This window comes from Janthinobacterium sp. GL_088 (assembly GCF_057837845.1).
Genome location: NZ_CM174453.1, coordinates 40,840 through 62,377, shown reverse-complemented (window position 1 = coordinate 62,377; position 21,538 = coordinate 40,840). Strand labels below are relative to the sequence as shown.

The following is a 21,538-nucleotide window of genomic DNA, read 5'->3' as shown; positions in this document are numbered from 1 at the left end:
GAATTGTGACAGCGTGCCAGTCAGACCGTGTGTCGGTCTGACTGTCGTGCGCTGTCGGGCATTGGCTTACAAGGGCTGGAATACGCCGGCGGCGCGGTTCTTTTGCACATTGTCCCAGGCGAAGATCTGGCCATTCATGGCCACGTACACGCCGGCTGGCAAGGTTTGCGCCACGCCGCAGGCAAAGCCCAGGTTGAACAAGGCATCGGAGTTGTCGATTTCGTAGGGAATCATGGCCCCCGTCAAAATCACCGTTTGCTGCAGGTTCGCCGCGCCCAGCACTTGCGCTGTTTCGCGCATGGTGTCGGTGCCGTGGATGATGACGATGGCTTTCTCCTGCGCCGCGCGGCACGAGGCCAGCACGCGCTGACGGTCCGCATCCTGCATGTCGAGCGAATCGAGCAGGGGCAATTGCTCCAGCGCCACGGGCGCCGTCATGCGCGCGCGGGCAATCGCTGCCGGCAAATGACTGTCGGAAAAGCCCAGGGTACCGTTCAATTCGTTGTAGTGTTTGTCGAAAGTGCCGCCAGTGGCGAGTATGCGCAAAGTCATGATGTGGTCACGATGTCAGTGGAGAATGACGCGCATGATAGCGTGGATTGGCAACGTTGCGTGAATGCTGCCGCAGATGGGGCAGCGTGCTTGCCGCCTTGCTACTGCGCCGCATCTGGAAAATTTGGCCATCTGTGAGTACACTGGTTTCTTTGTTTGCCTGCCACCCCGACTCCGTATGAAAGCGCTCGCTCCCGGCACCGTCATTTTTCACCGCCACCGCGGTTACGGGGTGATCACGTCCGTCAATTTGCTGACGGGCTGGATCGCCGCCCGTTTCGGCAGCGAAGCGCGGACCCTGGACCTGAACCTGTCGACCGACGATGTGCAGTTTGCCGATGGCGAAGCGATCCTGTTTCGCCGCGCGCCGCCGGACCGCATGCCGCACGCGCGCCTGATGGCCATGGTGCGCGAACTGCATCAGGCCGGCTATCAAAAACTGTATCTGTATTCCTGGCCCAAGCCGTCGGGCCTGCACTGGCGCTGGCATTTGTTTACGGGACCGCGCGACTGGATGCAACGCCCCTGGCGCGAAGGCTGGTATGGTTCGGGCGCCGATTACAACGTCAACCCCGTGATGGGCTGGGGCGACACGCCCGGCGCCACCACTGGCGAGTTGATCGATGCCCTGGCCCGTTTCGATCCGCAAGGCCTGGCGCAGGCGCTGGGACGCGACGACGACCATAGCGACTGGTTTGGCCGCATCTGCGACGCCTTATTGCCCCATTACATGTACAGCCTGGACATGCAGCGCACGCCAGGCGAACCCTTGCCCGAGATGCCGCCCGTGCCGGTCGTGGCCGTGCGCGCGGGCGTGGCGCCGTACCGTGGGCCGGACATCGCCTGGCCGCCCGGCTGGGCCGGCCTGTGGCGCGGCCGGCACGTGCAGCCCGCGCCCGCCATCCGCATCACGGGCGAGCCGGACCTGTTGAAGGGCTTTCAGCGCTCCTGAGGGGCTTGCCGCGCATGCTGCAATGCTTCGGGATTGAGCAGGCGCGTGCATTGACCCTGCGTAAAATCAACGATGTTTTGCAAGGCGTAGCGGAAATACAGCTCATAGCTGTCACGCTCGACGTAGCCCAGGTGTGGCGTGGCCAGCACGTTCGGCAGCAGCAGCAATGGCGAGCCTGGCGGCAGCGGCTCGTCCGTAAACACGTCCAGCGCGGCGGCGCCCGGGCGCCCCTGTGGCAGCGCCGCTTCCAGCGCGCCATCGGCGACCAGCTCGGCGCGGCTGGTGTTGACGAACAGGGAAGTGGGCTTCATGCGCGCCAGGTCCAGGCTTGTTACCAGCCCGCGCGTGGCGTCGGACAGGCGCAGGTGCAAGGTCAAGACGTCGGCTTGCTCGAAGAAGGCCTCGCGCGACTCTGCCGCCGTATCGCCGGCCGCCACGGCCGCGGCGCGGCTCGCTTCGCTGCCCCACACGAGGATGGTCATGCCGAAGGCGCGGCCATAGCCGGCGATCAATTGACCGATCTTGCCGTAGCCCCAGATTGCCAGGGTGCGCCCTTTCAATACCGTGCCGAGGGTGTTGCGCGTTGGCTCCAGCGACGACGTCTGCCACAGTCCCTCTTGTAAATGTTGCGCGTACGGCACGATCTTGCGCTGCGCCGCCATGATCAGCGCCCACGTCAGTTCGGCCGGCGCCGTGGGCGAGCCGATGCCTTCCGCGATGGCGATGCCCAGCTCGGTGGCGGCCGGCACATCGATGTGTCCGCTGACCTTGCCCGTTTGCGAAATCAGTTTCAAATTCGGCAGTTTCGACAGCAAGGCCCGGTTGAAACTGCTGCGTTCGCGGATCAGCACCAGCACGTCGAACGGCGCCAGGCGGATCGCCAGCTGGCCCAGGCCCCGCGCCGTATTGCTGAACACTTTGACCTCGTGGCCATCGAGCAACTGGAAACAATCGAGGCCGCGCACGGCATCCTGGTAATCATCAAGTATGGCAATTTTCATGGTGGATGGCCGATTTTAGTGAGGATTTGGTAGGGAAATAACAGGATACGGGAAATGCTGAATAGCCTACTACATTAGTCAAGCTATTCTCCTACATTTTTGCGAGAATAGCTGTTTAGCGGGTGTACAATCGCCGGCACTTTTGAAGCTTCCTGATTATAGTTATAGCGCAAACTGTTCCTGCAGCCTGGGTGCATGATCCAGGTAAACGACACCAGAGCCCTGCCCGCGTGAGCACACCGCCCGCAGTGAGCCGCAGCCACCTCTCGACGATGCTGCCCGTCTTGCCGGAACGACCAGAATTTCTTTTATTGGTATTGGAGGTAATATGAATCAGCCCGTCATGGGTGGCGTCGCCGCACTCAACGTCCCAGCTTATATTAAACAACAGAAACTGATCAACTGGGTGGCCGACATTGCCGCGCTGACCAAGCCAGATCGTATTTACTGGTGCGATGGTTCGCAAGAAGAGTACGAGCGCCTGTGCGCTGAAATGGTTGCCAGCGGCACCATGAAAAAACTGAATGCCGAAAAGCGCCCGAATTCTTACCTGGCCTGCTCCGATCCGAGCGACGTGGCCCGCGTCGAAGACCGCACGTATATCTGCTCGGCAACGAAAGAAGCGGCCGGCCCGACGAATAACTGGACCGAGCCTGGCGAGATGCGCCACACCTTGAACGGCCTGTTCGACGGCTGCATGCGCGGCCGCACCATGTACGTCGTGCCCTTCTCGATGGGCCCGCTGGGCTCGCCGATCGCGCACATCGGTGTGGAACTGTCCGACTCGCCGTATGTCGCCGTCAACATGAAGATCATGACCCGCATGGGCCGTGCCGTGTACGACGTGCTGGGCACCGATGGCGAGTTCGTGCCGTGCGTGCATAGCGTGGGCGCACCGCTGGCTGCTGGCCAGGCTGACGTGAAATGGCCGTGCAACAGCACCAAGTACATCGTGCATTTCCCGGAAACGCGTGAAATCTGGTCCTTCGGTTCGGGCTATGGCGGTAACGCCTTGCTGGGCAAGAAATGTTTCGCCCTGCGCATCGCCTCGAACATGGGCTACCAGGAAGCGCAAGCATCGGACAACAATCCGGGCTGGCTGGCCGAACACATGCTGATCCTCGGCGTGGAATCGCCGGAAGGCAAGAAGCACTACGTGGCGGCGGCGTTCCCCTCGGCTTGCGGCAAGACCAACTTCGCCATGCTGATCCCGCCGGCAAGTTTTAACGGCTGGAAAGTGACCACCATCGGCGACGATATCGCCTGGATCAAGCCGGGCGCGGATGGCCGCCTGTATGCCATCAATCCGGAAGCGGGCTACTTCGGCGTGGCGCCGGGCACCAACGAAAAAACCAATTACAACTGCATGGCCTCCATGCGCGACAACACGATCTTCACCAACGTGGCGCTGACGGACGACGGCGACGTCTGGTGGGAAGGTTTGACGAAAGAAGCGCCTAGCCATTTGATCGACTGGCAGGGCAAGGACTGGACGCCAGCGTCCGGCACCAAGGCGGCGCACCCGAACGCACGCTTCACTGTTGCGGCAACGCAAAACCCGGTGATCGACGCGGCCTGGGACGACCCGGCCGGTGTGCCGATCTCGGCCTTCATCTTTGGCGGCCGCCGCTCGACCACCGTGCCGCTGGTCACCGAAGCGCGCAACTGGGTTGAAGGCGTCTACATGGCCGCCACCATGGGTTCGGAAACAACGGCCGCCGCCGTGGGCCAGATGGGTGTCGTGCGCCGCGATCCATTTGCCATGTTGCCGTTTATCGGCTATAACATGAGCGATTACTTCCAGCACTGGCTGGACATGGGCGTCAAGGTGGGCAAAGTCAACCCGGCTGCCCTGCCGAAGATCTATTGCGTCAACTGGTTCCGCACGGACGAGGCTGGCAAATTCGTCTGGCCTGGCTTCGGCGACAACATGCGCGTGCTGAAATGGATGCTTGAGCGTATCGAAGGCAAGGCGGGCGGCGTGGAAAACCTGTTCGGCACGACGCCGCAGTATGGCGATCTGAACTGGGATGGCTTGCCCTTCACGCAGCAACAGTTCGACACCATCACCTCGATCGACAAGGCCGCGTGGGTGGAAGAGTTGAAATTGCATACGGAGTTGTTTGAAAAACTCGCGTATCATCTGCCGCAGGAATTGGCAGATCACAAGGCTGCGCTGGAAAAGCGGCTGGGTGCATAAATAAGTTAGCGTAAAGCGGCGCCTGACAAGCGTAGTAGCTTGTCAGGTGTTGAGAGTTGTAGTGGGGGAGAAACACGCCAGCAAAGACTGGCGTGCGATAAATGACACGCCGGCAATGACTGGGGTGCTATCAAAAAGAGAAACGGCGCGGATTGCATGAGCAATCCGCGCCGTTTTTTATGGCGCGTTCGAGGGGGCTAGCCTGCCTGGGCTGGCACGAAATAAATCGGATAGACCTCGTCCATCATTGCTGGACATTCTTCCGGTTTTGCCTTTGGAAATGTGACTGACAGGGGCGCTGTCTCATGCAAGCGGTCCTCCACTTCCAGTACGCCTGCGTAGGCCTTGACCTCGCGTGCGGCAGGCGCCTTGCAATCGCCGACCGCCAGTTCGCGGCCATTGCCATGAAAGCTGCTGCCATGGGCGATGTCGGTACACAGGGACGGCCAGTATTGGAAGGGAAAAAAGCGTCCTGGCGGCGCGGTTTGCTGCCTGTCTTCCTGATGTAATTTGTGCCGCATGAAGTACATCACAAGCGACTCATACGCGTCGTAGGCCAGTTGCAAGGGCTGGCTGGCCAGCTTGGCGGTCCTGGAGCAAGTGCCACCCTGCGCCATCTGCAAACGCTCACGCCGCGGTGCGCCATCTGTGCGAACGGAAAATTGACCTGGGGCATTGATGCGCAAGGGCGTGGTGCCCATGCGCAGCACCACTGTTAGCTTGCGCTCTGTAGAGCGATAGCTGATGTCGTACAGCTTGCCAGGCTTGAAGCCTTCGCGCGCCTCGATCCTGTATAAGCCATACGAGGCGTCGATTTCCTCGCTGACCTCACGCAAGCCTTGCTGCATGGCGAAGCGCTTGACGGTATCGCTCGGCCCCTCCGGTTCCGGTTTGTCCCAGCTCCGTTCCATGGCTTTCACCCTGCGGCACATCGGCATGGACGCGTTCTTCTCTTCGGCGCATTGCTGCATTTTCGGGCTGGCCAGATAGTAAATATAGGGTTGTACTCCCACCTGTTTTTCCACGCGCAATCGTACCGCCACCGGTGTCAGCTTGCGTCCCGTACCGCGCTCGATAATACGAAACCGCTTGGCGGAAAGGGGGACAGGCGGGCCGACAAGGATATGGCCATCCTGATCCCTGACCAGGAAATCGGGAGATTGATTTGGAAGGAACAGGATGCCACGTGCATTGGCAGGCACGGTGACCACGGCCGGCTTGCCGGATGCAGCCGGCGCCGCATGGAGGAACTCGCCGGATATCTCCTGCATGCAAGAACAAGCCACCGCCACGCCGGACGACAGCAACCATGGCATGGTTACGCAATGGCGAACCCAGCTGGATAAACGTGAGGGGAAGTGCGGCATGTTTTCTCTGAAAGCCGGTGCTGTGACCAGAAAGAATAGTTTCCCATAGAAAAATCCCCCGGGCAACATAGCTGGCCGGGGGATGGGCAGGGAAGCGCCGCTTATTGCTTCAGCAGCGGCCCCAGGTACTTGCCCGTCACGCTGGCCGGGTTCAGCGCCACGTCTTCCGGCGTACCGGTGGCGATGATCTGCCCGCCGCCAGCGCCGCCTTCGGGGCCCAGGTCGACGATCCAGTCGGCCGTCTTGATGACGTCCAGGTTGTGCTCGATGATGACGAGGGTGTTGCCCTGGTCGCGCAGGCGGTGGATGACCTTTAACAACAAATCGATGTCGTGGAAGTGCAGGCCTGTCGTCGGTTCGTCGAGGATGTACAGGGTGCGGCCCGTGTCGCGCTTGGACAATTCCAGCGACAATTTCACGCGCTGCGCCTCGCCGCCGGACAGGGTGGTGGCGCTCTGACCCAGCTTGATGTAGCCGAGGCCCACGTCGAGCAGGGTTTGCAGCTTGCGCGCGATCAAGGGCACGGGCTTGAAGAATTCATGCGCCTCTTCCACCGTCATGCCCAGCACTTCCGTGATGTTCTTGCCCTTGTATTGTACTTCCAGCGTTTCGCGGTTGTAGCGCTTGCCGTGGCAGACGTCGCATGGCACGTAGACGTCGGGCAAGAAATGCATCTCGACCTTGATCACGCCATCGCCCTGGCATGCTTCGCAGCGTCCGCCCTTGACGTTGAACGAGAAGCGGCCCGCGCTGTAACCGCGTTCCTTGGCCGTCGGCACGGTGGAGAACAGGTCGCGGATCGGCGTAAACAAGCCCGTGTAGGTGGCGGGATTCGAGCGCGGCGTGCGGCCGATCGGCGCCTGGTCGACGGAAATGACCTTGTCGAAGTGTTCCAGGCCGCTGATCGACTCGTGCGGCGCCGGTTCCGTCTGCGAACCGTACAGATGGCGCGACAGGGCCGGATATAAAGTATCGTTGACCAGCGACGACTTGCCCGAACCGGACACGCCCGTCACGCACGTCATCAAGCCCACCGGCAAGCTCAGCGACACCTTTTTCAGGTTGTTGCCCGTCGCGCCAGTAATGAGCAGCTGCTTTTCCGGATTGCTGGCGTGGCGCTTGGCTGGTACGGCGATCTTCAGCTTGCCGTTCAGGTATTGCGCCGTCAGCGATTTCTTGTTCTTGAGAATGTCGGACAAGGTGCCTTCGGCGATGATTTCGCCGCCGTGCACGCCCGCGCCGATGCCCATGTCGACGATGTAGTCGGCCGTGCGGATGGCGTCTTCGTCATGCTCGACCACCAGCACGCTGTTGCCGATGTCGCGCAAGTGTTTCAAGGTTTCGATCAGACGGTCATTATCGCGCTGATGCAAGCCGATCGACGGTTCATCGAGCACATACATGACGCCCGTCAAACCGGAGCCGATCTGCGATGCCAAACGGATGCGCTGTGCTTCACCGCCGGAGAGCGTGTCGGCGCTGCGGTCCAGCGACAGGTAGTCGAGGCCCACATTGTTGAGGAATTTCAGGCGCGAAATAATTTCCTTGACCACGCGGTCAGCGATCTCTTTCTTGGCGCCCGTCAGTTTCAGTTTTTCAAAAAATTCCAGGGTCTCGCGCAGCGGTTTTCCCGCCACTTCATAGATGGCCCGCTGCTGCTTGCCGGTGCCGACCTTGACGAAGCGCGCTTCCACGCGCAGGCGCGCGCCATCGCATGACGGGCAGCATTTTTCATTGATGAACTTGGCCAGTTCTTCCTTGACGGCCATCGAATCCGTCTCGCGGTAGCGGCGCTGCAGATTGTTGACCACGCCTTCGAACGTGTGTTCCTTGATGACGGTGCGGCCCCGTTCGTTCACATAGCTGAACGGAATCACTTGCTTGCCGGAACCGTACAACACGGCTTGCTGCGCATTCAGTGCCAGCTGCTCGAACGGCATGTCCAGGTCGAACTCGTAATATGCGGCCAGGTTCGACAGCATCTGGAAGTAAAACTGGTTGCGGCGGTCCCAGCCCTTGACGGCGCCCGAAGCGAGCGACAGGTTCGGGAACGCGACGATGCGTTTCGGGTCAAAGAATTCGATATGTCCCAGGCCGTCGCATTCGGGGCAGGCGCCCATGGGGTTGTTGAACGAGAACAGACGCGGTTCCAGTTCCTGCAGGGAATAGCCACACACATTGCAGGCGAACTTGTTCGAGTACACGTGCTCCTGGGCCGTATCCATTTCGTAGGCGATGGCGCGGCCATCGGCCAGGCGCAGGGCTGTCTCGAAACTTTCCGCCAGCCGTTGCTTGATCTCCTGGTTCACCTTGACCCGGTCGATGACGACGTCGATCGTGTGTTTTTCCGTTTTCTTCAGTTTCGGGAGGTCATCCACTTCATAAATCTTGGCGGCATGCGTGCCGCTCTGCACGCGAAAGCGCACGAAGCCCTGCGCCTGCATCTGCTCGAACAGGTCGACATGCTCGCCCTTGCGGTTGGCGACGACGGGCGCCAGGATCATCAGCTTGGTGTCTTCCGGCATGGCCAGCACAGCATCGACCATTTGTGATACGGACTGGGCGGCCAGCGCGTTTTCAGGATGGTCGGGGCAGTAGGGCGTACCCACGCGCGCGTACAGCAGGCGCAGATAATCGTGGATTTCCGTCACGGTACCCACCGTCGAGCGCGGGTTATGCGAAGTTGCCTTCTGTTCGATGGAGATGGCGGGAGATAAGCCCTCGATCAGGTCGACGTCGGGTTTTTCCATCAATTGCAGGAACTGGCGCGCATACGCCGACAGCGACTCGACATAGCGGCGCTGGCCTTCCGCGTACAAGGTGTCGAAGGCCAGCGAAGACTTGCCGGAGCCGGACAAGCCGGTAATCACGATCAGCTTATTGCGCGGCAAATCGAGATTGATATTCTTGAGGTTATGCGTGCGAGCGCCGCGAATGCGGATCTGTTCCATGTGATTGCCTTGCTTTCAGTGAGTGGTGCGGCCGGCGCATTGTGCCTGGGTGCAGATGAGGAGCCACAACGGGTCAACCTGTAACTATAGCCGGGTTTTGCTCTGCATGCCTGAGGCGTCCATGGGCGGATTGCGCCGCCAGGCGAACGTGCCCTGACAAAGTTTGATACAGATGCGTGCAGACGTTTAAACACTGTATATAATACCAGTATTCAAGTTTCTTGTTTTCACCTGCCGTGAAAAAAACGTGCTGCCGCACGGGAGAGGGCGTCCGCCAGAAAGCGGGTGCTTTGCGCCGCGTGGTCGCTTATAATCCTCGTTTAGTACACTAAACTACCGCGCGGGACACCGGCTCCCGCTGCAGTTCATCAGGAGTTATTCATGGCATCAGTCAACAAAGTCATCATCGTCGGCAATCTGGGCCGTGACCCGGAAATCCGCTACATGCCTAGCGGCGACGCGATCGCCAACATCGCCGTGGCCACTTCGTACAAATCGAAGGACCGCAACACGGGCGAACAAAAAGAATTGACAGAGTGGCACCGTATCTCGTTCTTTGGCCGCCTGGCGGAAATCGTCGGTCAATACCTGAAAAAAGGTTCGTCCGTCTACGTCGAGGGCCGTCTGCAAACCCGTAAATACACTGACAAGGACGGCGTCGAGAAGTACGCAACCGACATCATCGCTGAACAGATGCAAATGCTGGGCGGCCGTTCCGGCATGGGCGGCGACGCCGGCGGTGGCGATGACAGCTATGGCGGTGGCGGCGGCTACGAAGCCCCGGCTCCGCGCCAGGCGCCAGCACCGCGTCCAGCCCCGGCGCCAGCACCACGCCCGGCACCGAAGCCAGCACCGAACTTCTCGGACATGGACGACGATATCCCGTTCTAAATACGCCGTTCTGACGCCTGCCGTCAGGCACTGTCGATAAAAAGCCTGCTTCACCCGTGAAGCAGGCTTTTTTATGGGCGCGGGCAGTAGAAGGTGATGCGGAATGCATGGTCACATTCCACAGCAAGAAGCGGATGGCGGCGCTGTCCGGATGCTGGTCTGATGGCGGTTTTGACGCCACCGGAGAACAGCATGGATTTTCGTATTACGGGTTTGTCGCCCGAGCCTTTTCTGCCTTTTTTTTCCTTATCCGATGCCGAGTTGACCGCGCTCGGCATACGGCGCTATGTGGTCGACCAACATCCCGGATTTCCTGACCGTATTACGCTGGTGGACGCCGAGCTGGGCGAGACCGTGCTGTTATTGAATCATGTGTGCCAACCCGCCATGACGCCCTACCGGGCTTGCCACGCCATTTTTGTGCGCGAGGGGGCCACGCAAGCGTACGATGCCGTCAATCAGGTGCCGGAATCGATGCGGTTGCGTTTATTGTCGCTGCGTGCCTATGCTGCCGATGGCATGATGCTCGATGCCGACGTGGTGGACGGCACCGCCATGGAAGCCGTCATTGCACGACTATTTGGCAATGCGGACGTCAGTTATATCCACGTTCACAATGCCAAGCGGGGCTGTTATGCGGGCCGCATCGACCGCATTGACCGCGCCTGATTTGCTCCCTTATCTAATCGCGCAAGCCGATATCGAGCGTGTATGCCGCCACCGCATTCCTGCGCGCCGCGTTGCGCATCAGGTAGACCTGTACCGTGTACTCGCCATCGGCCGGCAGTTTCGCCTGGTAACTGTTGCCGCTGGTCGAGCCGATGAACAGGGCTTCCTCCTGGCCTGGCTGGCGGATGTTGAAGTAGTTCGACGGCTGATTGGTTTTCAGCTTGACGCCGAGGCTCTGGCCCGCTTTGCCCGTGAGCGTGTATTCGGCCGTGGCGTAGCCTTTGATCTTGCCCTTGACCGTATGCGTGGCCTGGTTCGCCGTCAATGTCACGCTTTCCTTGTGGATGGGATCGGCGCTCCAGGCGGGCGTGGCGAAGACGAGTGCCGCCAGCAGCAGGCAGGTGTGGATGGGCAGTGGACGATGCGGCATGCGTTTTTCCCTTTGACGTTGATGCCAGCACGGTTGCTGGCGCTTTCCATCTTACGCCAGGCACAAAAAACGGCCGCGCACTCATCGAAGGCGCGGCCGGTTTGCGTTGCATCAAGCGCGTTGATGCAAGCCTTAATGGGTACTGACTTCCTTGCGGTTATCGCGCGAGACCCGGTCGATCATCTTGTTGTACGGATCGACGCCCACTTCAAACGGTTTTTCCTTCACCGTAATCGTCACCACGGGGTCACTGCCCGACAACACGCGTTTGTCCGTGAACAGGACTTTTTCATCCTTTTCTTTGGCACCCGGCGCGCGCGCGAAGATGGCGATCTCTACCGGTTCGTCGTAGGCGCGCGGGCTTTCCTTGCCCTTGCCGTCGGACTCCAGCTTGGCCAGGTGCAGTTGCATGGTGACGTCCCACTGGCCATCGGGGCGCTTGACGGCCGTTGCCTGCGTGACGCGATTATCGTAGAACACGATTTTCTCGAACAGGTCCGTGATCAGGGCCTGCTTGTCCTGCGGCGCTTCGGCGCGGATGTAGGCCAGCAATTCCGACGCGGTGGTGAATGGCGCCTGCTGGTAGCCCTTGTCCTGCAGATAGCGTTTCAGGGCACGGTTCAAGGCGGCTTCACCGATTTCGTCGCGCAGGCGGTAAAACACCAGGCTGCCCTTGTTGTAGTGGATGTATTGCTGTCCCTCTACGCGCGCCAGCGGCAATTCCTCGATGGCTTCGCCGCCGCGCCCGCTCAGGTAGCGGTCCAGTTCATAGCGCAGGAAGCGGCGCATCTTGTCGCGGCCGTATTCCTTTTCCATCACCATCAGGGCCGAGTACTGCGCCAAGGACTCCATCAGCATGGTGGCGCCCTGCACGTTGGCGCCGATCACCTGATGGCCCCACCACTGGTGCGCCATTTCATGCGCCGTGACGTAGAACACGTAGTCGATGTCCTCCTTGTCGCGCAGGTCGGCGATGAAGCCGATGCCTTCCGAATACGGAATCGTATTCGCAAACGACTGGGCGAAGCTCTGGTAGCCGGGGAACTCGAGGATGCGCACCTGCTTGTGCTGGTAAGGCGTGAACTCGGTGCTGTAATAGTCGAGCGACTTTTGCACGGAAGTGATCATGCGGTCCGTGTTGTAGCCGTGTTTCTTGTCGAAATAAATTTCGATCGGCACGCCGTGCCATTCGCCTTTGTTGACTTCCCAGCGCGCCGACAGGTAGGCAAAGAACGGCAGCATCGGCTGGTCCATCTTGTAGCGGTAATAGCGGCGGCCATCCTTTTCCCAGCTGCCTTGCAGATAGCCGGGCGCCAGGGCGATCTGCTCGCCGCTGGTGGACACCGTCGTGTCGAAATGGATCCAGTCGGCATCGCCGCCCAGCACCGTGTCGCCATACGCGGTAGCGTCTTCCAGCTTGGCCATGCGCTGCGGTTCGCCCAGGCCCCGCTTGCGGCGCTCATTGCGGTCCGTCAATTCCATCTCCTTGGCATAGCCGAAGTGCGGAAAATACGCCTGGTTGTTGAAGAAGCTGCCGTTCAGGTTGACCTGGTCCGCTGCGCCGCTGTTGGTGAAGCCCTGATGCGTGACGGCCACCGTGAAGTCGAGCGGCAGGGTGGCGCCGGGCGCCAAGGGGTGGGCCAGCTTGAGGATGCTGAAACCGAGCGCCTTGTCGTCGAGCGCTACCTTGTGCTCGGGCAAGTTCAACCAGTGCGTTTCCAGGTCTGGATTGAGCTGGATGCGCAGGGTATCGAGCGGCTGCGCCGTCTTGTTTTGCAGCACGTAGTGGCCCTTGATCAAGACTTTACGTTGCTCAGGATAAATATCCACATTGGCCTGGACTTGCGTGATCTTCATCTGCGGCAAGTGCTGGTACTGTTTGTACAGTTTTTCGTAGCGCGCCTGCCTGTCCATGCCGATGTCCGACGTCTCGTATTTGTTCAGCATGTTTGTGTTGTAGAAGATCCAGCCGCCCGTGCCTGCCCAGCACAGCAGCACCACGGCCAGCGCGGCGCCCGTACGGCCTTGCAGGCGCTGACGAGCCAGGCCCAGGCGTGTCCGCCAGCCGGTCGACAGGCCGCGTACCCAGAATGCCTGCGCCAGCATGACAAGCGCCACGGTGAACAGGCTCCAGTACAGCGCAAACCAGGCCCAGCCCGTGAAGAAGTGGCCGTAGCCATTCATGTCCGAATACGGGATGGCCGGCGTGCCGCCAAAGGCGTACAGATTGTGTTCGAAGTGCAGCATGCCCAGCACGGCTTGCGCCACCATCAGCAGGATCACCAGCAGGTAGCCGATGAACTTGTTATTCGACAGCACTTGCAGGGTGAGGGCGCACAAGCTCATCAGCACGAAGAAGAGGGCGCCCAGCAGGGTGCCTTTCAGGTACAGCCCCAGTTCCACGGGCGCGCCGCCCTTGACGAGCTGGAAGCCGATGGCCGTGAGGACGCCCGCCAGCAGGTAGCCGGCGATGACGCCGACCAGGGCCGTGCATTTGGCCAGCAGTGGCACCCAATCGGGTACGGGCATGGCGTCGCTGACGTCGGCGATCCTCACTTGCCGTTCCTTGAAGATCAGTTCGCCCGCATAGAAGGTGACGATGATGATCAGGAGGAAGCTGAAACTGTTGCTGATCTGCTGCAACAGCAAATGCGTCATCGGATACACGGCCGTGCCATACATGTTCTTGCCGACATTGGCGGCGGCGATCAGGTTGATCATGCCGAACAGCAGCATGACGAGGAAGGGCAGGCTCTTGAAGACGCCGGCGGCGTCGAAGCGCAGGATTTGCCACCACTGGCGCCAGGCCGTCGCGGCCGTCAAGGTGGGGATGCTGCGCGGCAAGTCCCGCGGCGCCGTGACGGCGGGGGCGAGCGTTTCCGCCTTGTGCTTGCCGAACAAGCGCTTGCCCGTCCCCGTGCGTTGCGGCTTGAACAGGATCACGGTAGCGGTGAACAGCAGCGCCGTGATACCCAGCCACAGCAAGCGGTTGGCCAGCAGGAAGCCGGCAAACGGCGGCAGCCCCGCGTTCGCTTCGGCGGACGTGAAGTAGCGCGTCATGCGGCCCAGGGCGCGCATGCCGAACGGGTCGAGCAGGACGGCGATCCATTCGTTGTTGATGTCGCGCGTAAAGGCGCCAGCCGTGCCCCACAGCACGAAAAAGCCCAGCACGCCCACGTAGACCAGCATCATCGAGCGCGTGGTGGCCGCCAGCAGCATCAGCAGGGCGCCGATGAAGAGCAGGTTGGGAATCACCATCACGGCAAAGCTCCATGCATATGCCTGCAGCGAGAACGCGCCCACGCGCTGCGGATCGACCCAGGGCATGAGGGGGCCGAGCATGATGCCGAAGGCGATGCAGACGAAGATGGCCAGGCAGGCGACAAAGCCGGCGGCGAAGCGGCCGAACAGGTAATCCCACTTGCGCATGGGCGTGGCGAACAGCATGTCGGCCATGCCCACTTCGCTGTCGCGCAGCACGGCGCCGGCGATGAAGATGGTGATGAGCAACATCGACAGCAGGCTGAACATCGTCAGCAACTGCGCCACCACGGTGGGCGCATTGCGGTTGATGTTGCCGATGGCGCCGCCGATCTGGATCGAATCGCTGCTGCTGGCGCCAAAGGCCAGCAAGGCCAGGATGACGGCAAATACCCACAGCAGCGGCTGTTTCAGCTGGTAGCCGAGGTCAAACTTGAAAAATTCCTTCCACATGGCGCGCTCCTTACGCCGCGACGGCGGACGGTGCCGCAGCGGAAACGGCGGCGCCGTTGCGGGCAGCGTTGCGCACGTGCAGGAAGTACACGTCTTCCAGGTCAGGGGCGATCTGCACGAAGCCGCTGTCGGGCTGGCTGTCGGCATACACATTGATCTGCGGCTTGCCGCCTACCAGGCGCGTCGACAGCACATTGTGCGACTGCTGGTACTGCGCCAGCTCGTCCATGCCGACGCTGCGGCGCCACACCTTGCCGAGCAGCGTATCGATGGCCGCCTGCGGCTCGCCCTGCACCAGCACCTGCCCCTTGACGATCATGGCCATGCGCGGGCACAGGTCCGTCACGTCGTCGACGATGTGGGTCGACAGGATCACCACCACCTGCTCGCCGATCTTGGCCAGCAGATTCAGGAAACGATTGCGCTCGTCAGGGTCCAGACCGGCGGTGGGCTCATCGACGATCACCAGGCGCGGCGCACCCAGCAGCGCCTGGGCGATGCCGAAGCGCTGGCGCATGCCGCCCGAATACGTGCCCAGGTTGCGCTTGCGCGCTTCCCACAGATTGGTTTGCTGCAACAACGCTTCCACGGCTTCCTTGCGCGGGCCCTTCTCCGTCAAGCCTTTGAGCACGGCAAAGTGGTTGAGCAGGGTTTCCGCGCTGACCTTCGGATACACGCCAAAATCCTGCGGCAGATAGCCGAGCTGGCGGCGCAAGCCGGCCTTGTCCTGCAGCACATCGACGCCATCGAAATGGATGCTGCCGCTATCGGGGTCTTGCAATGTCGCAATGGTGCGCATCAGCGAAGACTTGCCCGCGCCATTCGGCCCCAGCAAGCCGAACATTCCGTTCGGAATGTCCAGGCTGACATTGTTGATGGCCTTGACGCCATTGGCATAGGTTTTGTTCAGCTGTTTGATCTTTAGCATGCAGCACTCTCCAGGACGTGGGTCTAAACGCCGGCAGATGCGTGCCTGCCGGCCTGTGGAAGGGGATCACCCTTGTTTTTATCAACCGCGATGGCGGATGTTACTTAAGAGTAATAATATATAAGCAACTGGCATGAAAAAATGGTTTTGTGACCAAGTGAGGAAATGCAGGCATGAAATGCAGGAGGGCGGGGATGAGTGACGCAATGCTACACTCGCCAGTTTCAGTGACGCCATGATGCGAAAAGGATGGGGATATGTCTGCAACGCCAGGAAACATGACATTGCGCGCCGTTGCCCCGGGCGAAGAGGGGGCATTGGCGCAGCTGTTCCAGCTGTACTGTTATGACAATTCCGCCTGGAGCGGAGAAAGTGTGCTGGCCGATGGCCGCTACGACGTGTGCGACGCGGGGCTGGCCGAGTATGTGCATACGCCCGGGCATACGGCCAGCTGGATCGAGGTCGATGGCGAACTGGCTGGCTTTTTCCTCACGGAGCCTGGCATGGCGGGTGAATTGGCCGTGCAGGAGTTCAGCGACTTTTTTATCCTGAAGAAATACCGGTGCCGGGGCGTGGCGCTGGAAGTGGTGCGCAGGGTGCTGCTGGACAGCGCGCAGACGTGGCTGGTGGCGACGTTTCGCGACGATGCCGCTGCCTGCGCGTTCTGGCGCCACGCGTTTGCACGCCTGCCGTTTGCCAGGGTCGAGCCATACGACGATCCGGCCTTGCCGCAGTTCCAGCTGACCTTGCTGAAACCGGCGGCCTGAGCGCGTTTAGAAGCGCACTTTCACATACGCCGACGGTCCTGTCAGGCGCACGTTCAAGTCCGCATCGCGTTCGCTATCGCGGTGCAGCTTGATTTTCGAGATGCCGTAATCGGCCACGAAACCGATATTTTTGAACGGAAACCATTCCACGCCGATATTGCCGCCGTAGATGTGGCCGTTGATGCGCCCGCCATTTTTTTTGATGCCCGATGCTTCCGCATACATGCGCAAGTCCGGTGTAAACGCGTGGCGCCAGCCCACTTCCAGCAGCGGCGCGAACGCGTGCTCGCCGATGGAATCGCGCGCCGTGGCCGTTTCGCCATTGACGATGCCGGTGGCCGTGCCGTTCAGGTTTGCATTGTAATAGGCCGCGCCCAGGCCGATGCCGAAAGTGTCGTTGCCGCTGCCCAGCCACCATCGGTACGACATCTTGGCCAGGTCCAGTTTCAGATCGGCATCTGCGCTGGCCGTGCCTGTCACGGGCTGGCCATTGATGGTGGTCTGGCCGCTGAGCGTGGGGGTGTAGGATTTGTCATAGCGGTAGTAGTCGAATGCCAGGCCGTGGCGGTCTCCGATCAGCAATTCGGCCTTGATGCGCGGAATGGTCGTATGCTTGGGATTCGATTCGGGCGCGTCGATGCGGCCAAACTGCGTGTCGGCGCCGATATTGATGCGCGGATCGGCGGAAAACGCCCCCACCGACAGACTGACACGGTCCAGTGCCGGCGACGGCTCGGCCCGCGCCGTGGCGCTCGCCGCGGCAATGCCCAGCACACCCAGCATCATGGCGCCGCGCATGGCGAGGTGGTGCGGGCGTGGTGGGGACAGGCGGGTGGACACGGACATGGCAGACATGGGCAACTCCTCAAGATAAAGTGAAAACTGTCGCGACGCTTGGGCGGCCCACGCTGGGCAACAGTGCAATGAGGAAATGGTAGCAACTGTTACATTTAGATCACGTAGCCGCACGGCGCAAATTACCGTCGGATTTGTCCTACCGCGTGTAACGGCTGGTACATGCCGACATTGCCTGCGATGGGGAACGCGGGCAAAATGGTGTGCAACAGGAGGAGACACCGCATGAGAATCGCCGCCATTTCCGATATCCACGGCAACCTGGATGCGCTGGACGCCGTGCTGGCCGACATCGCCCGGCGTAATGTAGACGTGACCGTCAACCTGGGCGATATCGTTTCGGGCCATCTGCAGCCGTGCGCCACGGCGGCACGCCTGATGGGGCTCGATTTACCCACCATCCGCGGCAACCACGAGCGCCAGCTGCTGGGCGACCCGGCCCGCATGGGCGTGTCGGACGCCTATGCACGCGCGCAACTGTTGCCGGAGCAACTAGACTGGATCGCGGCGCTGCCCGCCACCTTGCGCCTGCGGCATGACGTGCTGCTCGTGCACGGCACGCCCAGCAGCGACCTCGTATATTTCCTCGACAGCGTCACGCCGCAAGGCAGCCGCGCCGCCACGCCGCAGGAGGTAGCCGAACGCGCCGGGACGACGGACGCGGCCTTGATCCTGTGCGGCCACACGCACATGCCGCGGCAGGTGCGCCTGCCTGATGGGCGGCTGATCGTCAATCCGGGCAGCGTGGGTTTGCAGGCCTACGACGATGACCATGTGTACCCGCACGTGATGGAAAACGGCACGCCGCATGCGCGCTATGCCATCGCCGAACAGGGAGTGGACGGCGCCTGGACGGCGCAGCTGCACGCCGTGGAATATGACTGGGAAAAAGCGGCCCGGCTGGCGCTGGCGAATGGGCGGCCCGACTGGGCCTTGCCCTTGCGCGCGGGCCGGGTCGGCTGATCAGCGGAACTCTTCCGCCACCAGATTGTACTTCTGCATCTTGTGGTACAAGGTCTGCTTCGGCAAGCCGAGCACCGTGCTCACTTCGCTGACGTTGCCGGAATATGCGCGCAGTTCCTGTTCGATCAGGGCGCGTTCGAAGCCGTTGACCTGCTCCGCCAGCGACAGGGGGCTGGCCAGTCCGGCTGCCAGCAGGCTCGAGGCGCCACCGGCGATGCCCAGCACGAAGCGGTCGGCGATGTTGCGCAACTCGCGCACATTGCCGGGCCAGGAATGGGCCATCAGGTTGCGCATCTGCGCGCTGGAGACCACGGGCGCGGCGCGGTTGTAGCGGGCGGCGGCGGCCAGCACGAAGTGTTCGAACAGGATGGGAATATCCTCACGCCGTTCGCGCAGCGGCGGCAGATGCAGCACGATCAGGTTCAGGCGATAGTACAGGTCGCTGCGGAATTTCTGTTGCTGCGACAAGTCTTCCAGGTCCAGCTTGGCCGCCGCGATGACGCGCACGTCGACGGGCGTGGGCACGTTCGAGCCCAGGCGTTCGATATAGCGTTCCTGCAGCACGCGCAGCAATTTGACTTGCAAGGACAGGGGCAGCGATTCGATTTCGTCGAGGAAAAAAGTGCCTTGATCCGCGTGCTCGATCTTGCCCACCTGCCGCTTGGCCGCACCCGTAAACGCACCCGGTTCGTGGCCGAAGACTTCGCTTTCAAATATGCTTTCGGGAATCGCGCCGCAGTTGACTGCGACGAAGTTGTGCTTGCGGCGGTGGCTGAAGTCATGCAGGCAACGCGCCACCATTTCCTTGCCGGTGCCCGTGTCGCCATAGATCAGTACATCGGCCGGTTCGTCGGCAACGTCGAGTATCAAACGCCGTATGTCGCGCATCGCCACCGAATTGCCTAATAGACGGGATTCGATGCCGCCGCCGTCTTCCAGTTGCCGGCGCAGGCTGTGCACTTCCAGGGTCAGGCGCCGCGTTTCCAGCGCGCGCAGGATGACGTCGACCAGTTGCTCGGAGGAATACGGCTTTTCGATGAAATCATAGGCGCCCGTGCGCATGGCGTGCACGGCCATCGTGATGTCGCCGTGGCCCGTGACGAGGATCACGGGCAGGTTGGCATCGAGCGTCTTGACCGCTTGCAGCAATTCCAGGCCGCTCATGCCGGGCAGGCGCACGTCGCTGACCACGATGCCGGGGAAATCGGGCGTCAGCAGTTTATAGGCCAGTTCGGCCGAGTGAAACGCCAGCACGTCCAGGCCGGCCAGTTGCAGTGCCTGCTCGCTGCCTTCGCGTACGGTGGGGTCGTCCTCGACCAGCAAGACCTTCAAGCCGTCAAACATGTTTTTCCTCCTGCGTTGCAATCTGTAGTTCGATGGTGAAGATGGCGCCGCCGCCAGGGGCGTTTTCGGCGCGCAACACGCCGCCGAACTGGCGCGTGATCTGTTCGGAAATGGCCAGTCCCAGGCCCAGTCCCAGGCCTTGCGGTTTTGTCGTGAAGAACGGTTCGAACAGGTGTTCGCACACTTCCGTCGACAGGCCCGGTCCCGTATCGGCCACGTGGATCAGCACGTGCTCGGGCGTGCATTCGACGGCCACGCGCAGGCTGCGCACGTCGCTGCCGTTCATGGCATCGAGCGCGTTGGCGTACAGGTTCACCAGAACCTGTTCCAGGCGGTTGCTTTCGCACATGGCGAAGATGTCTTCCGGTGGCAGTTGCAAAGTAAAACGCACATTTTCCACCTGCAGCCGGCGTTCGACGAGGAACAGGGCATTGCTGATCGCCGTGGGGATCGAGACGGAGGTCAGGCTGGTCGTCGACTTGCGCGCAAAAATCTTCAATTGACCTGTAATGGTCCCCATCCTGGCCGCAATTTGCGATATCTTCGCCAGGTTGCGCCGCGCGTCGTCGAGCCGTCCGCGCTCCAGCAGGATGACGGCATTGTCGGACATGGTGCGCAGCGCCGTCAGTGGCTGGTTGAGTTCATGCGTGATGCTGGCCGACATTTGCCCCAGCACGGCCATCTTGCCGGCTTGAAACAGTTCGTTTTGCGTGATGTGGAGTTTTTGCTCGGCCTTGCTGCGCACCTCGATTTCCTGGCTCAGGCTTTGCGTCATGGCATTGAGTTCCGAGGTGCGTTCCTCGACCATGGCTTCCAGGTTGTCGTAAGCATGTTGCAGATCTTCGCGGGCGCGCAATTTTTGCGCCACGGCCGCGCGGCGCTGGCGCAGGTAAAAGAACAGCAGCATGAAAAAGCCCAGCAGCACGCAAGAGAAGGCGGCCGCCGCGCGCGCGCTGGCCTTGGCCTGCGCCAGATCCGACAAATAAATGAAAGTCCAGCCTTGCGGCGACTTGAGCTTGATCTGCGTCATGACGCTCGAGCTGATCTTCGGTGGCGTGTCGGCGTGTTCCTGCTCGCGCACGCTGATCACGCGGGCGCCATTGCCCAATTGGCGGTCGGAAATGAAGGGGATGGCTTCCAGCTGCTTCGAATAATACTGGCGCGTGCGATTGAGTTCTTCGACGATCGCGGGGGACAGCGGCGCCAGGGTCTTGTATTTCCAGTCCGCCATGGAACTGAGAAAAATCACGCCGTGCTCGTCGGCCAGCATGACCTTGTCGGCGCCCTGCACCCAGCGTTTTTCCAGGGTTTCCAGGTTCACCTTCACCGTTGCCAGGCCCAGCATGTGGCCATTCTGGTAGATGCCGTGGGCAAAGAAGTAGCCGGGTTCCAGCCGCGTTGTGCCCACGCCATAGAAGCGGCCCGGCGTGCCGCGCAGCGCATCCTGGGCGTAGGGGCGGAACGAGATATTGTCGCCAATAAAGCTGTCGGGCTGCTGCCAGTTGCTGGCGGCGCGCGTGTTGCCGTCGAGGTTGCTGATGAAAATGGTCGAGGATTTCGCCTGGGCATTCATCTGCTCGAGGTAATGGTTGACCGTATCGACCAGCACCGGGTCTTCCGGGTGCTGCAGCAAGCGGATCACGTCGCGGTTCAGCTCCAGGGTCTTGGGCAGGAAGTCGTATTTTTCCAGCGCATTTTCCAGGCTGCTGACATACACCTCGAGGCGCTGTGCGCCGCTGGCCTGCAGCTTGCCGATGGCGATGCGTTCGGTCCAGAAATACACGAGCCAGACGGTGGCCAGGCAGGCGGCCAGCACGACGCCCCAGGCCAGCGTTTCGCGGCCCGACCGTTGCGACAGGCGCTGGCGCCAGGAAAGGGAGGGTTTCGTAGTACTGCTATTCATAAAATCAGCTGCCAACTTGCAAGAACCCACAGTATCGCATTTAAGTAATCG

16 protein-coding genes are annotated in these 21,538 nt (G+C 61.1%); 6 read left to right on the top strand and 10 right to left on the bottom strand.

Translation table 11 applies throughout. The annotated features are described in order from the left end of the window. Positions 1–66 precede the first annotated feature (66 nt). Positions 67–552, bottom strand: coding sequence for an asparaginase domain-containing protein (locus AC3IQ7_RS00250; RefSeq protein WP_034781194.1), 486 nt, complete (start codon positions 550–552; stop codon positions 67–69). Between the two features lie 178 nt (positions 553–730). On the opposite strand from AC3IQ7_RS00250, the gene AC3IQ7_RS00245 reads away from it, so the two are divergent. After that, positions 731–1,504, top strand: a complete 774-nt coding sequence (locus AC3IQ7_RS00245) for an L-asparaginase (protein WP_489208048.1) — start codon at positions 731–733, stop codon at positions 1,502–1,504. Here the strand turns inward: AC3IQ7_RS00245 and AC3IQ7_RS00240 are convergent. Next, complete coding sequence (locus AC3IQ7_RS00240; RefSeq protein WP_489208047.1) at positions 1,492–2,505, bottom strand: D-2-hydroxyacid dehydrogenase family protein; 1,014 nt, start codon at positions 2,503–2,505, stop codon at positions 1,492–1,494. The genes AC3IQ7_RS00245 and AC3IQ7_RS00240 overlap by 13 nt on opposite strands. 328 nt (positions 2,506–2,833) lie before the next feature. On the opposite strand from AC3IQ7_RS00240, the gene AC3IQ7_RS00235 reads away from it, so the two are divergent. Further along, a complete protein-coding gene (locus AC3IQ7_RS00235; protein ID WP_322428948.1) occupies positions 2,834–4,705 on the top strand; it encodes a phosphoenolpyruvate carboxykinase (GTP) in 1,872 nt (623 codons plus the stop codon). Between the two features lie 197 nt (positions 4,706–4,902). On the opposite strand, the gene AC3IQ7_RS00230 is transcribed toward AC3IQ7_RS00235, so the two are convergent. Next, the gene (locus AC3IQ7_RS00230) at positions 4,903–6,021 is read right to left on the bottom strand and encodes a hypothetical protein (protein WP_489208046.1); all 1,119 of its coding nucleotides are present in this window, start codon (positions 6,019–6,021) and stop codon (positions 4,903–4,905) included. Positions 6,022–6,173: 152 nt separating this feature from the next. Next, positions 6,174–9,023, bottom strand: coding sequence for an excinuclease ABC subunit UvrA (gene uvrA, locus AC3IQ7_RS00225; protein ID WP_099379256.1), 2,850 nt, complete (start codon positions 9,021–9,023; stop codon positions 6,174–6,176). A gap of 381 nt (positions 9,024–9,404) precedes the next feature. Here uvrA and ssb point away from each other — a divergent pair, with 381 nt between their 5' ends. Next, a complete protein-coding gene (gene ssb, locus AC3IQ7_RS00220) occupies positions 9,405–9,914 on the top strand; it encodes a single-stranded DNA-binding protein (protein ID WP_034781209.1) in 510 nt (169 codons plus the stop codon). Positions 9,915–10,106: 192 nt separating this feature from the next. Continuing rightward, positions 10,107–10,583: a DUF1203 domain-containing protein gene (locus AC3IQ7_RS00215; protein WP_099379299.1), complete on the top strand. Its 477-nt coding sequence runs from the start codon at positions 10,107–10,109 to the stop codon at positions 10,581–10,583. A 13-nt stretch (positions 10,584–10,596) separates the two neighbouring features. Here AC3IQ7_RS00215 and AC3IQ7_RS00210 read toward each other — a convergent pair whose 3' ends face one another. From AC3IQ7_RS00210 to AC3IQ7_RS00200, 3 genes are all read right to left on the bottom strand, one after another. Further along, positions 10,597–11,013 carry a hypothetical protein gene (locus AC3IQ7_RS00210; RefSeq protein WP_489208045.1) on the bottom strand — a complete coding sequence of 139 codons (417 nt, stop codon included), beginning with the start codon at positions 11,011–11,013 and terminating at the stop codon, positions 10,597–10,599. Positions 11,014–11,145: 132 nt separating this feature from the next. Next, a complete protein-coding gene (locus AC3IQ7_RS00205) occupies positions 11,146–14,727 on the bottom strand; it encodes an ABC transporter permease/M1 family aminopeptidase (RefSeq protein ID WP_489208044.1) in 3,582 nt (1,193 codons plus the stop codon). Between the two features lie 10 nt (positions 14,728–14,737). Then, positions 14,738–15,655 carry an ABC transporter ATP-binding protein gene (locus tag AC3IQ7_RS00200; RefSeq protein WP_322428952.1) on the bottom strand — a complete coding sequence of 306 codons (918 nt, stop codon included), beginning with the start codon at positions 15,653–15,655 and terminating at the stop codon, positions 14,738–14,740. A gap of 278 nt (positions 15,656–15,933) precedes the next feature. Between AC3IQ7_RS00200 and AC3IQ7_RS00195 the strand changes: the two genes are divergently transcribed. Further along, complete coding sequence (locus AC3IQ7_RS00195) at positions 15,934–16,422, top strand: GNAT family N-acetyltransferase (protein WP_489208043.1); 489 nt, start codon at positions 15,934–15,936, stop codon at positions 16,420–16,422. Positions 16,423–16,428: 6 nt separating this feature from the next. Here AC3IQ7_RS00195 and AC3IQ7_RS00190 read toward each other — a convergent pair whose 3' ends face one another. After that, complete coding sequence (locus AC3IQ7_RS00190; protein ID WP_322428954.1) at positions 16,429–17,277, bottom strand: hypothetical protein; 849 nt, start codon at positions 17,275–17,277, stop codon at positions 16,429–16,431. A gap of 225 nt (positions 17,278–17,502) precedes the next feature. Here AC3IQ7_RS00190 and AC3IQ7_RS00185 point away from each other — a divergent pair, with 225 nt between their 5' ends. Further along, a complete protein-coding gene (locus AC3IQ7_RS00185; RefSeq protein ID WP_489208042.1) occupies positions 17,503–18,240 on the top strand; it encodes a metallophosphoesterase family protein in 738 nt (245 codons plus the stop codon). Here AC3IQ7_RS00185 and AC3IQ7_RS00180 read toward each other — a convergent pair whose 3' ends face one another. After that, positions 18,241–19,584 (bottom strand): sigma-54-dependent transcriptional regulator, encoded by a 1,344-nt coding sequence (locus tag AC3IQ7_RS00180; protein WP_034781227.1) that lies wholly within the window; start codon positions 19,582–19,584, stop codon positions 18,241–18,243. It lies immediately after the preceding gene. Then, positions 19,577–21,487: a sensor histidine kinase gene (locus AC3IQ7_RS00175; protein ID WP_489208041.1), complete on the bottom strand. Its 1,911-nt coding sequence runs from the start codon at positions 21,485–21,487 to the stop codon at positions 19,577–19,579. The genes AC3IQ7_RS00180 and AC3IQ7_RS00175 overlap by 8 nt, the downstream gene beginning before the upstream one ends. Between the last annotated feature and the right edge of the window lie 51 nt (positions 21,488–21,538).

Coding starts and splice junctions, on each gene's coding strand:
- AC3IQ7_RS00215 (WP_099379299.1), top strand. CDS start 10,107: ATGGATTTTCGTATTACGGGTTTGTCGCCCGAGCCTTTTCTGCCTTTT.
- AC3IQ7_RS00195 (WP_489208043.1), top strand. CDS start 15,934: ATGACATTGCGCGCCGTTGCCCCGGGCGAAGAGGGGGCATTGGCGCAG.
- ssb (WP_034781209.1), top strand. CDS start 9,405: ATGGCATCAGTCAACAAAGTCATCATCGTCGGCAATCTGGGCCGTGAC.
- AC3IQ7_RS00200 (WP_322428952.1), bottom strand. CDS start 15,655: ATGCTAAAGATCAAACAGCTGAACAAAACCTATGCCAATGGCGTCAAG.
- uvrA (WP_099379256.1), bottom strand. CDS start 9,023: ATGGAACAGATCCGCATTCGCGGCGCTCGCACGCATAACCTCAAGAAT.
- AC3IQ7_RS00245 (WP_489208048.1), top strand. CDS start 731: ATGAAAGCGCTCGCTCCCGGCACCGTCATTTTTCACCGCCACCGCGGT.
- AC3IQ7_RS00250 (WP_034781194.1), bottom strand. CDS start 552: ATGACTTTGCGCATACTCGCCACTGGCGGCACTTTCGACAAACACTAC.
- AC3IQ7_RS00205 (WP_489208044.1), bottom strand. CDS start 14,727: ATGTGGAAGGAATTTTTCAAGTTTGACCTCGGCTACCAGCTGAAACAG.
- AC3IQ7_RS00235 (WP_322428948.1), top strand. CDS start 2,834: ATGAATCAGCCCGTCATGGGTGGCGTCGCCGCACTCAACGTCCCAGCT.
- AC3IQ7_RS00175 (WP_489208041.1), bottom strand. CDS start 21,487: ATGAATAGCAGTACTACGAAACCCTCCCTTTCCTGGCGCCAGCGCCTG.
- AC3IQ7_RS00180 (WP_034781227.1), bottom strand. CDS start 19,584: ATGTTTGACGGCTTGAAGGTCTTGCTGGTCGAGGACGACCCCACCGTA.
- AC3IQ7_RS00230 (WP_489208046.1), bottom strand. CDS start 6,021: ATGCCATGGTTGCTGTCGTCCGGCGTGGCGGTGGCTTGTTCTTGCATG.
- AC3IQ7_RS00190 (WP_322428954.1), bottom strand. CDS start 17,277: ATGTCTGCCATGTCCGTGTCCACCCGCCTGTCCCCACCACGCCCGCAC.
- AC3IQ7_RS00210 (WP_489208045.1), bottom strand. CDS start 11,013: ATGCCGCATCGTCCACTGCCCATCCACACCTGCCTGCTGCTGGCGGCA.
- AC3IQ7_RS00240 (WP_489208047.1), bottom strand. CDS start 2,505: ATGAAAATTGCCATACTTGATGATTACCAGGATGCCGTGCGCGGCCTC.
- AC3IQ7_RS00185 (WP_489208042.1), top strand. CDS start 17,503: ATGAGAATCGCCGCCATTTCCGATATCCACGGCAACCTGGATGCGCTG.